General features: G+C 67.1%; 15 protein-coding genes and 1 tRNA gene. 5 read left to right on the plus strand and 11 right to left on the minus strand.

The window, feature by feature from the left end; all coding sequences use genetic code 11:
- The first annotated feature begins 9 nt into the window (after positions 1-9).
- Positions 10-402: a DOPA 4,5-dioxygenase family protein gene (locus J0I47_RS05820; RefSeq protein ID WP_294045511.1), complete on the plus strand. Its 393-nt coding sequence runs from the start codon at positions 10-12 to the stop codon at positions 400-402.
- Positions 403-427: 25 nt separating this feature from the next.
- Here J0I47_RS05820 and J0I47_RS05825 read toward each other — a convergent pair whose 3' ends face one another.
- From J0I47_RS05825 to J0I47_RS05840, 4 genes are all read right to left on the minus strand, one after another.
- The gene (locus tag J0I47_RS05825) at positions 428-1228 is read right to left on the minus strand and encodes an FkbM family methyltransferase (protein ID WP_294045512.1); all 801 of its coding nucleotides are present in this window, start codon (positions 1226-1228) and stop codon (positions 428-430) included.
- Between the two features lie 115 nt (positions 1229-1343).
- Positions 1344-2270: a glycosyltransferase family 2 protein gene (locus J0I47_RS05830; RefSeq protein ID WP_294045514.1), complete on the minus strand. Its 927-nt coding sequence runs from the start codon at positions 2268-2270 to the stop codon at positions 1344-1346.
- A 129-nt stretch (positions 2271-2399) separates the two neighbouring features.
- Complete coding sequence (gene tig / locus J0I47_RS05835) at positions 2400-4040, minus strand: trigger factor (protein ID WP_294045515.1); 1641 nt, start codon at positions 4038-4040, stop codon at positions 2400-2402.
- A 104-nt stretch (positions 4041-4144) separates the two neighbouring features.
- A tRNA-Leu gene (locus J0I47_RS05840) sits at positions 4145-4229 on the minus strand.
- Positions 4230-4327: 98 nt separating this feature from the next.
- Here J0I47_RS05840 and J0I47_RS05845 point away from each other — a divergent pair.
- The gene (locus J0I47_RS05845) at positions 4328-4480 is read left to right on the plus strand and encodes a hypothetical protein (protein WP_294045516.1); all 153 of its coding nucleotides are present in this window, start codon (positions 4328-4330) and stop codon (positions 4478-4480) included.
- Positions 4477-4626, plus strand: coding sequence for a hypothetical protein (locus tag J0I47_RS05850; protein WP_294045517.1), 150 nt, complete (start codon positions 4477-4479; stop codon positions 4624-4626). The genes J0I47_RS05845 and J0I47_RS05850 overlap by 4 nt, the downstream gene beginning before the upstream one ends.
- A 42-nt stretch (positions 4627-4668) precedes the next feature.
- Here the strand turns inward: J0I47_RS05850 and J0I47_RS05855 are convergent, their stop codons facing one another.
- From J0I47_RS05855 to J0I47_RS05880, 6 genes are all read right to left on the minus strand, one after another.
- Entirely contained in the window at positions 4669-5532 is an 864-nt protein-coding gene (locus J0I47_RS05855; protein WP_294045894.1) for a hypothetical protein, read from the minus strand.
- 2 nt (positions 5533-5534) lie between these two features.
- Positions 5535-6164: a hypothetical protein gene (locus tag J0I47_RS05860; RefSeq protein WP_294045518.1), complete on the minus strand. Its 630-nt coding sequence runs from the start codon at positions 6162-6164 to the stop codon at positions 5535-5537.
- A gap of 84 nt (positions 6165-6248) precedes the next feature.
- Positions 6249-6875 carry a peptidylprolyl isomerase gene (locus tag J0I47_RS05865; protein ID WP_294045520.1) on the minus strand — a complete coding sequence of 209 codons (627 nt, stop codon included), beginning with the start codon at positions 6873-6875 and terminating at the stop codon, positions 6249-6251.
- 54 nt (positions 6876-6929) lie between these two features.
- Positions 6930-7268, minus strand: a complete 339-nt coding sequence (locus tag J0I47_RS05870) for a GNAT family N-acetyltransferase (RefSeq protein ID WP_294045521.1) — start codon at positions 7266-7268, stop codon at positions 6930-6932.
- 107 nt (positions 7269-7375) lie between these two features.
- Positions 7376-8863 carry an Asp-tRNA(Asn)/Glu-tRNA(Gln) amidotransferase subunit GatB gene (gene gatB / locus J0I47_RS05875; protein WP_294045522.1) on the minus strand — a complete coding sequence of 496 codons (1488 nt, stop codon included), beginning with the start codon at positions 8861-8863 and terminating at the stop codon, positions 7376-7378.
- 61 nt (positions 8864-8924) lie between these two features.
- Positions 8925-9359 carry a response regulator gene (locus J0I47_RS05880; protein ID WP_294045896.1) on the minus strand — a complete coding sequence of 145 codons (435 nt, stop codon included), beginning with the start codon at positions 9357-9359 and terminating at the stop codon, positions 8925-8927.
- Positions 9360-9490: 131 nt separating this feature from the next.
- On the opposite strand from J0I47_RS05880, the gene J0I47_RS05885 reads away from it, so the two are divergent.
- Both J0I47_RS05885 and rsmD read left to right on the plus strand, forming a co-directional pair.
- Positions 9491-10573 carry a pseudouridine synthase gene (locus J0I47_RS05885; protein WP_294045524.1) on the plus strand — a complete coding sequence of 361 codons (1083 nt, stop codon included), beginning with the start codon at positions 9491-9493 and terminating at the stop codon, positions 10571-10573.
- Positions 10573-11124: a 16S rRNA (guanine(966)-N(2))-methyltransferase RsmD gene (gene rsmD, locus J0I47_RS05890; RefSeq protein WP_294045525.1), complete on the plus strand. Its 552-nt coding sequence runs from the start codon at positions 10573-10575 to the stop codon at positions 11122-11124. The genes J0I47_RS05885 and rsmD overlap by 1 nt, the downstream gene beginning before the upstream one ends.
- A gap of 136 nt (positions 11125-11260) precedes the next feature.
- Here the strand turns inward: rsmD and J0I47_RS05895 are convergent, their stop codons facing one another.
- Positions 11261-12724: an NAD(P)/FAD-dependent oxidoreductase gene (locus J0I47_RS05895; RefSeq protein ID WP_294045526.1), complete on the minus strand. Its 1464-nt coding sequence runs from the start codon at positions 12722-12724 to the stop codon at positions 11261-11263.
- Between the last annotated feature and the right edge of the window lie 41 nt (positions 12725-12765).

Consider the following 12765-nt stretch of genomic DNA (forward strand, 5'->3'; position numbering starts at 1 on the left):
GAGCTGTCGATGAGCAGTCCGGACTCACCTTGGCACGCCCACATCTATTACGAGGCCGATGAACGCGCCGCTGCGATGACGCTGCACGACAAATTCGAGGAGATGACGGCGCAACCGGCCTCGCCGATCCTCTTCACCGGTAGCCTGACGGATCGCTCGGTCGGCCCGCATCCGATCCCGCAGTTCGAGATTCATTTCCGAGCGCGCGACCGCGATGCGATCGCGGCGACGATCGAACAATCGGGCCTGCGCGCGCTGATCCATCCGCTGACCGACGACGACCTCGCCGACCATACCAGCCTGGCACAGTGGATCGGCGAGCCGATCGCGCTCGACACCAGCGTGCTCGACCCGCCCGGGGTCAACCAAGGTGTCGCGCGGTTCGGGAAGAGCGACTTCTGACGGCGCGGGCGTCCGCGCCGACGCATCAATGCACCGTTTCGTGCAGGATTTCCCGCGCCCGCGCCGCGATCTCGTCCATCCGTTCAGCCGGAATCGCGAAATAGTTCATCGACCGGCGCGGATATTCGTGGCTGTCGATGAACACGTCGAGCGTCGCGGCGCGCGCCGCGCGCGAGATGCGGTCGGGGAAATAGATGCGGTAATCGCGCTCGTCGAACCAGCGCCACATCGCTTCCTTGGTGTAGCCGAGCACGTCGCCCGGGCCGCTTTCGAACATCACCACCGGGCGACAGCGGGCGATCACGCCCTCCGCCCCGCGCAGCACGCCGAGTTCGGCGCCCTCGACGTCGATCTTGATGACGTCGACATCGTCCTCGGTGATAAACGCGTCCATCCGCGCGACCGGCACGACGATCTCGGTCACGTCACCCTGCCGCTGCGACAGCGAACTGTACCCGCTCTGCGCATTGTCGATGAAGAAGCGCGTCTCGCCGTCACGGTCGAGCAGCGCGACGTTGTGCACCGTCACGGTCGGGAATTTCCTGCGCAGGTGCACGGCCTTGGCCGGGATCGCCTCGAACGCGATCACCTTGCCGCGCGAATTGCGCGCGACTTCGCCCAGCACCGATCCGATATGCGCGCCGACGTCGACGAACGTCTTGCCCGGCGTGCGCAGGTGCGTGATGAGTTGACTGGCGATCGAATTGTTGCGGCGATCGCCGATTTCCAGCGACCCGTCGAACGCGGATCGCACGAGTTCCCAGCGATCCCGCAGCCGTACCGCCGCACTGCCGAGTCCGGTACCGGCCAGCATTCGTTTCAGCATCCGGCCCCCACTAGCCTCCCGACGGCGCGGCCCTCCCCCAGGGCCTGGTCAACGGCGCCTATGCTTTATCTTATGTTAACCGCAAGTTAAACTCAGGCGAGCGGATCGAATACTTTCACGCACCCGGCGCGACATGCGCGAGATACGCCAGTCGCCGCACCTCGCGTCGCCCGCGCACCACCGTGTCGAGGATCAGCCCGGCGAACCCGTTGAGCGCCGCCAGCAGGACGAGGCCCATCGCCAGGATCGCGGTCGGGAAGCGCGGCACCAGATGCGTGTGGTAATAGGTGATCGCGAGCGGGATGCCGAGCATGACAGCGACCAGCGCGAGCAACCCGCCGATGATGCCGAAGAACAGCAACGGCCGCTCGATGCGATAGAGCGTCGCGATCGTCTTCATGATCCGCCAGCCGTCGCGATAGGTGCTGAGCTTCGACTCCGACCCTTCCGGCCGCGCGAAATAGCGCGTCTCGACCTCGCCGACCGGCATGCGCAGCTCGAGCGCGTGGACGCTGATCTCGGTCTCGATCTCGAACCCGCCTGACAGTACCGGAAAACTCTTCACGAACCGCCGCGAGAATACGCGATAGCCCGAGAAGATGTCGGTGAAGCTGCGCCCAAACAGGCCGGCGAGCAGCCCGGTCATCGCGCGATTGCCCATCACGTGCCCGCGCCGGTACGCCTCCGCCGCCTCGTGCACGCGGGTGCCGACGATCATGTCGAGCTTTTCGTCGATCAGCTTCGCAACCATCGCGGGGGCGGCGACGGGATCATAGGTCGCATCGCCGTCGGCCATGACGTAGATGTCGGCATCGACGTCGGCGAACATGCGACGGACGACGTTGCCCTTGCCCTGCATCCGCTCGCCGCGAACGATCGCCCCGGCCTCGCGCGCGACCGCGACCGTGCCGTCGCGGCTGTTGTTGTCGTACACGTAGATCGCCGCGCCCGGCAACGCGGCACGGAACCCCGCGACCGTCTGCGCGATCGCCGCCTCCTCGTTGTAGCAGGGCAGCAGGACTGCGATGCGTGGTTCGGACACGACAACCCCCAATCGTCACCCCGGACTCGTGCCGGGGTCCACCGGGAGGATCAGCGCAAGGCTAGCACCTCTTGCGCCCAGCTTGCGGCACCGTCGACCCCGGCACAAGGCCGGGGTGACGGATCGGCGTTATTTCTTCGCCGGCGCCTTCTTCGCGGCCGGCTTCTTGGCGGGCGCGTCGTCGAGCTTGGCGGCGTCGGCCTTGGCGGGCGCCTTCTTGGTCGCGGCTTTCTTCACCGGCTCGGCTTCGACCAGCTTGTCGTCGGTCGCGGCGGGCTCGGCGGCGGGCTTGTCGGCCTTTTTCGCCTTGGCGGCCGGCTTCTTCGCCGGCTCGGCGGTGTCGGCCTTCGCTTCGCCCGCATCCTTCTTGGCCGCGGCCTTCTTCGCCTTCGGCTTGTGGTTGTCGTGGTCGTGCGTGTGGGTGCCGGTCGCGAAGCCGTCGTCGCTCTCGATCGCGGCCTCCAGTTCCGCACGCGTCACGTCGCGATCGCTGATCGCGGCCTTGTCGAACAGGAAGTCGACGACCTTGTCCTCATAGAGCGGCGCGCGCAGCTGGGCGGCGGCCATCGGCTCCTGCTGGATGTACTGGATGAAGCGCTTCTGGTCCTCGGGACCGTATTGCTGCGCGGCCTGCGCGATCAGGCGGTTCATTTCCTGCTGGCTGACCTCGACGCCGTTCGCCTGACCGATCTCCGACAGCAGCAGGCCCAGCCGCACGCGACGCTCGGCGATCGCGTGATAGTCGTCGCGCTCCTTCTCCATCTCCGCCAGCGCGGCGGCGGGATCGGGCTCGTGCGTCGCTTCGTGCTTCAGCTGTTCCCAGATCTGATTGAACTCGGCCTCGACCATCGACGGCGGCACCGGGAAATCGTGGCCGGCGGCGAGCTGGTCGAGCAGCTTGCGCTTCATGTACGTCCGCGTCAGGCCGTTGAGCTCCTGCTCCACCTGCCCCTTGAGCAGGCCGGTCAGCTGCTCCAGGTCCTTGAGCCCGAGCGACGTCGCCAGCGCGTCGTCGATCTTAGTCTCGCCCGCGGTCTTCACCGACTTGACGGTCAGGTCGAACGTCGCCGGCTGGCCCTTCAGGTTCTCGGCCGGGTAATCGTCGGGGAAGGTGACGTTGATCGTCTTTTCGTCGCCCGTCTTAACGCCGATGACCTGGTCCTCGAACCCGGGGATCAGGCGACCGCTACCGATCTCGACGCCCATGTCGGTGCCGGTGCCGCCCTCGAACGCGACGCCGTCGGCGGTCTTGCCGACGAAATCGACCGTGACGAGGTCGCCCGACTTGGCCTTGTAGCCGTCCTTGGCGTCGTTCCACGTCTTCTGCTGCTCGGCGAACTTCTGGAGCTGCGCCTGGACCGCGGCGTCATCGGCCGGCACCGTCAGCCGCTCGAGCTTCAGGTCGTCGATCGACGGCGTCGGCACGTCGGGCAGGACTTCCATCTCGATCGTCAGGCTGGCGTCCTTGCCGGCCGCATATTCGTCCTCGAGCGCGACCGACGGCTGCATCGCGGGACGCAGGCGGTTGTCGGCGATCAGCTTCTGGATGCCTTCCTGGATCGCCGAGTTCAGCGCGTCCTGCGCCAGCGATTCGCCGTGCATCTTGCGGATCAGGTTGGCGGGCACCTTGCCGGGGCGGAAGCCGGGCATGCGCACTTGCGGCGCGACCTTCTTCACCTCGGCATCGACCTTCGCGTCGATCTCCTTGGCGGTGATGGTCAGGGTGTAGGCGCGCTTGAGGCCCTCGTTCAACGTCTCGACAGTCTGCATCTCTGGCCTTTTCAAATTTCGTAGAGAGCGCGGCGACCCCTTCGCTTGCGCTCGGGAGTTGCGTTGCCGAAAGCGTGCCCCGCACGCTTTCGAGTCAACGCAACTGGTGCGGGCGAAGGGACTCGAACCCCCACATCTTGCGATGGCAGGACCTAAACCTGCTGCGTCTACCAGTTCCGCCACGCCCGCATGGGACACCGCCGGTGTGGCGCGCGCTCTAGCCAATGCAAGGGGCCGGGGCAACCCGCATCGCGCGGATGCGTTGAAGCGGCTGAAAGGAAACCGAAATGGCCACCCAGCCGCCCCCCGAACTGCCGCCCCAGCCCAGCCAGCCCGGCCAACCCGACGCGCCCCCGCCGGAGATCAGCCCGCCCGGCCCCGACATCGACATCCCCTCCCCCGGCGAACAACCGACCGGCCCCGCCAACCCGCAAGGATGACCGACATGACCGACCGCGACCAACATCCCGACAGTCCGCCGCGGGATGAGAAACGTGACAAGCAGGGCAGCGTCGAGCAGGCGCTAGATAATGCCGACAACGCCTCCCGCGGCGAGGTGCGAAACCAGAACGACGACGCGCAATGACCGATCGCCCGCGACGCACTTGCTGCGTCGCGGGCGATCACCCTATCGCTTGCGCAAATCCACGATCCGGTCGCGGTCATATTCCAGTACGCCCGGGATCGGCGCCATCCGGCTGATCGTGACACCGTAATAGTTCGGCAATTTACCGACCGCATAGAAGTCGGCGGGTACGACCGGCAATGCCGCCACGCGCATATCCGGCTTCATGTCGGCGGATGGCGCGGAGAAGAATGCCGCGTCGCTGACCTGCATGGGTGCGGACGAATCGCCGTCAGGCCGCCTGCCCGGCAGATTTTCCCGGGCCCGCACGATGCCGAGATCGACGATCTCGCCCGCCTTTGCGGTAAAGCCGACGCTCCCCATGCAGAAGCATGTCCCCGCCACGCCCTGCCCCGGATTGACCATCAGCGGGCCGTACACGCGGTAATCCCCCGGCGCGACCGCCTCCAGATAGGTCGATGCACCCCCGTCGCCCTTGGCAAAGCGATTCAGCGGCCCCATCGCGACATCGGCCATCAATCCGAAGGGCGTGAACTCGAAATTGGCCTCGGTCGGCTCGACCGGCTTGTCGGGCAGCACCATGCCGGCCTGACCGTTGCGGCCGGACTTCGCATCCTGCACCGCCCGCTCATACGATGCCTGTTTCCGAACATATTTGTCATGGGCCTTGGCGAAGGCGTCGGCGCGAAGCTTGTCGTACGCCGCCTGATCCTCCGCACTGGGAATCCTCATCAGATACAGCGACATCGGCATGTCGGACCGCAGCATGATGTAGGCCTTGGTCTTGTCGAACGCGACCGTCGGGCTGTCCTTGACGACGGCGGCGCCGACGAACACGGGCGGCTTGTCCTTCGCCAGCGCCGGCAACGCGAGCGCGCAGGCGGCGAGCGCCGCGATGACGGTCATCTTCACAGCCCCAGATCCTTTCCCTGGACGACACCGGTCGATGCGACAGCGGCCTGTTGCCGAAGATAGACTTGGCGCTTCTCCTCGCTCACGCTGCCCAGCCCCTCCTCGAAGTTGAACGGCTCCCACACCGCCTTCGGCAGGCCGTAGCGGCCATAGCCCTTGAAATGCATGCAGGTGCGCATGTTGGTGCGGCGCGCCCGCCGCTTCTCACCCGACCCGAAGATCGCCGCCACCATCACGTTGGCGAGTGCGCCGCCGACCGCGCCGGCCATCGTGTATGTGTAGGGATAGGGCGCCTGCTGATACGCGATGCCGCTCTGCAATCCTCGCGCATAGCCGTCGCATTCGGCGAGATCGGCATAGGCCGTCGCGAAGGTCGTATTGTCACGGTGAAAGACGTAATATTTGTCGAAGTCCGCCGCTTCCGTCCCGTCTCCCTTGAAATCGAGCTTGGGCATCGTCACGGCGCTGCCGTCGCCCGCGGCGTCACCGCCCTTGGGCAGGCCGAACGGCGAGACGCTGTCCGGCAGATATGTGCGCGTGCCCGCGACCGCCGCATCCTGCGCGAACGCCGGCGACGCGCACAGCATCGTGGCCGCCGCGATCGCGGCGCAGTCTGGCGCTTTCATGTGCTTCCCCCTTTGCGTCATCGGCGAATCGCGATGACGTGCCCTCAGCCTATCGTGGCCGGTGGCCGAGGCAAGCGCGCGGGTTCAGGGCGTCCTCACCCGCCGCGCCGTCATCAGCTTCACCGGCGCGACCGGTACCTCGCCCTTGAACGATCCGCGCAGCGTCTTGGTCGGGCTGTCAGGGGCGTCGAAGATCTTGAGGACGACGTCCTGCCCTTCGACGACATGGCCCCAGGCGGCATAGCCGAGCTTGTCGGCGGGGTCGGCGCTGCCGGCGTCCATGCCGGGCTGGTCGCCGAGCATGATCGTGAACTCGCCGCGCGCGGTGCCGGGGGCGTTGCGCGGCGAGGACAGGGTGAAGTCGGTATGCTTGATCCCGGTCTGCGAGGTCGGCTCGTGCTTGATCGGCGGCAGCATCCGCTTGAAGTCGCCGTCGACGCCGAACTGGACGAAGCCGAAATGGTCGGCGACCTTCGACACCCGGTAGAACGTCACGCCGTCGAGCCGCTTCTGCTCGACATAGCGCAGGAAATTGCCAGCGGAGACGGGCGCCCGGCGCGTGTCGGCCTCGATCACGAAGCGGCCGACGCTCGTCTCGACCGCGACGCGCGGCAATGGCGGGGCCGGCGTGGTGGGGAGCGGCGTGGGCGACGTCTGCGCCAACGCCGGCAATGCCAACAACCCGGCAAGTATCGCCACCATCCTCGTCATTCGCGAACTCCTCTCGCGGCGAAGCCTAGGCCGCGGCGAGCAGGACCGCAACGATCAGACCGGGCGCCATTCGTAGTGCACGACGACCTGTCCGGGTTTGTCGGCGCGGGGGCCGATCGAGATCAAAGCCATCCCCTGCCGCTCGTAGAAGCGTCGCGCGCGGATATTGTCGGGTTGCGTCCAGAGCGTGAAGCCGCCGGGCATCCGGTGCCGGGCCTCGGCGAATAGCGCCCGGCCGACACCCCTGCCCTGCCACGCCGGTGCGACGAACAACTGGTCGAGCATGGGCGGGCGGATGGCCAGCATTCCCGCAATATGCCCGTCGATGGTCGCGATGGTGAGCATCCACCCGCGCGCGAGTTCCTCGTCGATCCGCGCACGCAGTTGCGGCACGTCGGGACCATCAGCATCGCTCAGCCCCGTCGAAAGCCAGCTCGCATGCCAGATCCGGGCGACCTCGTCATGGTCGCCGGGTGCGGCCGCGCGGATGGCGATGGAGGTCAGCCCAGCGCCTTCTTCAGCAGCTCGTTGACCACCTGTGGGTTGGCCTTGCCCTGCATCGCCTTCATCGTCTGGCCGACGAAGAAGCCGAACAGCGCTTCCTTGCCGCCGCGATATTGTTCGAGCTGGCCGGGATTCTTCGCCAGCACGTCGGCGATCACCGCCTCGATCGCACCGGTGTCGCTGGTCTGCTTCAGGCCGCGTTCCGCGACGATCTTGCCCGGCGCATCGCCGGTTTCCAGCATCACCTCGAACACCTGTTTGGCGAGGCTCCCCGACAGCGTGCCGTCGGCGACCAATGCGAGCAGCTCCGCCGCCTGACCCGGGCCGACCGGCGACTCGCCGATATCCTTGCCCAGCCGGTTGAGCGCACCGAACAGTTCAGACGACACCCAGTTCGCCGCCGCGACCGGCTTCGCGCCTTCGTCCAGCAGCGCGTCGAACCAGCGCGCCGTCTCGACCTCGGCGGTCAGCACGTTCGCCTGATACGGCGTGATCCCCGCCGCTTCGTACCGCGCGAGCTTGGCATCGGGCAGTTCGGGCAGGCTCGCCCGGCAGTCGGCCAGGAACGCCTCGTCGAGTTCCAGCGGCAACAGATCGGGGTCAGGGAAGTAACGGTAATCCTGCGCATCCTCCTTCGACCGCATCGACCGCGTGGTGCCGGTGTCGGGATTGAACAGCCGCGTTTCCTGAACGATCGCCCCGCCGCCCTCAAGCACGTCGACCTGGCGCGACGCCTCGTGCTCGATCGCCTGCATCACGAAGCGGATCGAGTTGACGTTCTTTGTCTCGGTTCGCGTGCCGAACGCTTCACCGGGGCGACGCACCGACACGTTGACGTCGGCGCGCATCGATCCCTGGTCCATGTTGCCGTCGCACGACCCGACATAGCGCAGGATCGAGCGCAACTTGGTGAGATAGGCGCCAGCCTCCGCCGGCGAGCGCATGTCGGGCTTCGACACGATCTCCATCAGCGCGACGCCCGATCGGTTGAGGTCCACGTACGACCGCGTCGGATGCTGGTCGTGCATCAGCTTGCCGGCGTCCTGCTCGACATGGATGCGTTCGACGCCGATCCGTTTGGTCGGCTCCGCCTCGCCCTCCAGCGCGATCTCGATCGCGCCCTCGCCGACCAGCGGGTGGTAGAGCTGGCTGATCTGGTAACCCTGCGGCAGGTCGGCATAGAAATAGTTCTTGCGGTCGAACCGCGACCAGGTGTTGATCTTCGCGTCGATCGCCATGCCGGTGCGCACCGCCTGGCGGATGCATTCGCGGTTCGGCACCGGCAGCATGCCGGGCATCGCCGCGTCGACCAGCGACACTTGCGTGTTGGGTTCGGCACCGAACGCGGTCGCCGCGCCCGAGAACAATTTGGCGTTCGAGGTGACCTGCGCGTGGACCTCCAGCCCGATGATGATTTCCCACTCGCCCGTGGCGCCACGGATGCGGTAGGTCGAGGGAGCAGCGGTGCTGAGAACGTCGGTCATGGCCGCGCAGATAGACACTGACGCCGTCGCTCTTCAAGCATTGTAGCTCGGGCCTCGCGGCTCACGCTGCCGCGGGCTGCTCGAACAGCGAGAACCCGCGCGGCAGGCGACGGGGTCGCTCGCCCTGCATCTGGCCGTCGACCGCGGCGATCGCGGCGATCAGGTCGGCGGGGCGATAGGGCTTGGCGAGGCAGCCGTGCGCGAAGGCGCGCCCGCCATCGGGGCATTCGCCGGTCGCGAAGATCACCGGGACGCCGCGTTGATGGGCGTGCCGCGCGAGATCGATGCCGCTGCCGTCGGCCAGGTTGACGTCGGCGAGCACCAGGTCGATCGCCTCGCCCTCCAGCACTTCGAGCGCCAGCGCCAGCCGATCGACCGTCGCGACCACTTCATAGCCGCCGTCGCTCAGCACATATTCGTTGTCGAACGCGATCAGCGGCTCGTCCTCGACGATCAGCAGCCGGGTGATGAGCTTCTTCCTGCGACCGAACACCATCGCCTCGTCCATCCCTGCCGGACAATCACCTTGCCGGTCTTGTCGTTACGCTACCGTCGCTTAACGCGCGGCAACGAGTCCGGGTGCAATTTTTCGCGTCACCCATGACGAAAAGGTATATTGGCGCGGCGATGCCCGGACCCAAGACCCCAGCCAACGCCCCCGCCGCAAAAAATTCCGACGATCAGCGGATCGCCAAGATGCTGGCGCGTGCCGGCGTCGCGTCGCGGCGCGAGATCGAACGGATGATCGCGGAGGGGCGCATCGCGCTGAACGGCGTCGTGATCGAAACGCCCGCGACGCTGCTGCCATCGCTCGACGGCGTGACCGTGGACGGCAATCCGGTGCAAGCGGCCGAAGCGGCGCGGCTGTTTCTCTATCACAAACCGGCCGGACTGCTGGTGACCGAGCGCGATCCGCACGGACGGCCGACGATCTACGACCGCTTGCCCAAGGGCTTGCCGCGCGTGGTGCCGGTCGGGCGGCTGGATTTGAATACCGAGGGGTTGTTGCTGCTGACCACCGACGGCGGGTTGAAACGGCAGCTCGAATTGCCCGCGACCGGGGTGGAGCGGGCCTATCGCGCGCGCGCCTATGGCAACGTGACACAGGCACAGCTGGAGGAGCTGATCGAGGGCGTCGAGATCGACGGCGTCCGCTATGGCTCGATCGACGCCAATATGGAGCGGCGGACCGGCGCCAACGTCTGGATCGAGCTCGTGCTGACCGAGGGCAAGAATCGCGAGGTGCGGCGCGTGCTCGAATATCTCGGGCTACAAGTCAGCCGGTTGATCCGCACGCGCTACGGCCCCTTCGTGCTGGGCGACCTGCCCCCCGGCACGGTCGGCGAGGTGCGCGGGCACGACATCGACTCGTTCCGGGCGAACCCGACACGCAAGGACCTGCCGCAACCGGCGCGCAAGCGTGAGCACGCGATAAGGCCGGTGGCGCCCCGCGCCGCTACGCCCAGGCGCGAACCGGAGCGGCCCTCGGTACGCCCCGCCAAGCCAGCCCGCCCAGTCAAGGCGAAGGAGCCGCGCCAACGGGCGGACGGCACGCTCGCGGTGCGCTCGACCGGCGCGCGCGCCGACCGTGCGCGCAGCCATCGCGCGACGAGCGGCGACGCATCCGCCAGACCGGCCGGTCGTCCCACGCGCGGCCCCGCCGGCGGGCGCGGCAAGCCCGGCGCGCGACCGCCACGGTCTCGCAAGTAATGCGCATCGTCGCCGGTCAGTGGCGTGGGCGGCCGCTGGTCGCGCCGAAGGGCGACGCGACTCGCCCGACCGCGGATCGGACGCGCGAGGCGCTGTTCTCGATGCTCACCAGCCGGATCGGCAGTTTCGAGGGGCTCGCCGTTGCCGACCTGTTCGCAGGGTCAGGCGCGCTAGGGCTGGAAGCTTTGTCGCGCGGTGCGGCGACCTGCACCTTCGTGGAGCAGGACAAGGCCGCGCTCGACGCGTTGCGCGCGAACGTCGCCAAGCTCGGCGCGACCGCGGATATCCGGGCGCAGTCGGTGCTGTCGCTCGGTCCGGCGACCAAGCCGCTCGACCTCGTGATGATGGACCCGCCCTACGGCACCGGCGCCGGCGCGGTGGCGCTCGACAAGCTGGCGCGGCTCGGCTGGATCGGCCCGGCGACCTGGGTGAGCATCGAAACGGCGCGCGACGAGCATGTCGAGGTGACGGACTTCGCGATCGATGCCGACAAGCTCTACGGCAAGGCGCGGGTGACGGTGCTGCGGATGGCGGTCGGTAACGACGCCTAAAATCTAGCCGCCTCCCCGGCGAAAGTCGGGGTCCAGCATCGGCGTCCAGGCAATGGCGCGATGCGCTCTATTACAATCGCCATCCCAACTGGGCCCCGGCTTTCGCCGGGGTGAGCGCTCCTATACTGGCGGTGTTCTAGGCCGCCGCCTTAACCTTCTTCGGCACGGGGTTCGAGAACACCATCTCGTTATCGACCGACCCGAACTTCAGCGCCATCAGGTCCTTGGCGTAGTTCTGGTGGACCTTCCACGGCTTGCGCGTGCCTTGCTTGGGCAGGACGTCGCGGGCGCGCTGGACGTAGCCGGAGGTGAAGTCGAGGAACGGCTCCTCCCCCACCGCACCGTGCGGGGTCGGCGTCGCCTGGCGCAGCCCGCGCTTCTTCATCGTGTTGAGCAGACGGCAGACATAGCCGCAGGTCAGGTCGGCCTTCAGCGTCCACGACGCGTTGGTATAGCCGAACGACGACGCCAGGTTCGGGATGCCCGAATACATCATGCCCTTGTAATTGGTCGTTTTCGACAGATCCTTCGCCTCGCCGTCGACCGTGAACTGCACCCCGCTCAGCAATTGCAGCTCGAGCCCGGTCGCGGTCACGATCACGTCGGCGGGCAGCGTCTTGCCCGACGTCAGCCTGATGCCGTCCGGCACGAAGCGGTCGATCGTGTCGGTGACGATCTCCGCCTTGCCGTCGCGGATGCTCGTGAACAGGTCGCCGTCCGGCACCAGGCACAGCCGCTGGTCCCACGGATTGTAGCGCGGCGTGAAATGCGTCTCGATATCGGCGTCGGGCAGCTGTTCGCGCACCATGCCGAGCAGGCGTTCCTTCGCCTTGTCCGGATGCTTGCGCATGCGGTTGAAGAAGAACATGCCGAGCAGGACGTTGCGCCACCGCACGATGCCGTAGGCGAGCTTCGCCGGGAGCTTGGTGCGGAGCCAGTTGGCCATCGCGTCCTCCGCCGGGCGCGCGACGATATAGGTCGGCGAGCGTTGCAGCATCGTGACGTGCGCCGCCTCCCCCGCCATCGCCGGGACCAGGGTCACCGCGGTCGCGCCGCTGCCGATGACGACCACTTCCTTGCCGGTATAATCCAGGTCCTGCGGCCAGAATTGCGGGTGGACGATGCGCCCGGCGAAATCCGCCGCACCGGCGAATTCCGGCGAATGGCCCTTGGCGTAATTGTAATAGCCCGAGCACATGAAGAGGAAGTTGCAGGTCAGCGTCACCGGCCCGCCGGGCGTCTCCGCCTCGACCGTCCACGTCGCGTCCGCGGTCGACCAGGCAGCGCGCTTGACCTGGTGGTCGTAGCGGATCTTGCGATCGATGCCGTGGTCGTGGGCGACCTGTTGCAGATAGGTGAGGATATTCGGCCCATCCGCGATCGCCTTGGGCTCGGTCCACGGCCGGAAGTGATAGCCGAGCGTGTACATGTCCGAATCGGAGCGGATACCCGGATAGCGAAACAGGTCCCACGTCCCGCCCAGCGCGGCGCGTCCCTCCAGGATCGCGTAGCTGCGGTCAGGGCACAGGGTTTGCAGGTGGTACCCCGCGCCGATGCCGGAAATCCCCGCGCCGACCACCAGGACGTCGAAATGCTCCATGCGCCTCACCTCTCCGCCATACCGGATATTCGATTGCGGCG

The organism is Sphingomonas sp., assembly GCF_017304635.1.
GTDB lineage: Bacteria > Pseudomonadota > Alphaproteobacteria > Sphingomonadales > Sphingomonadaceae > Sphingomonas.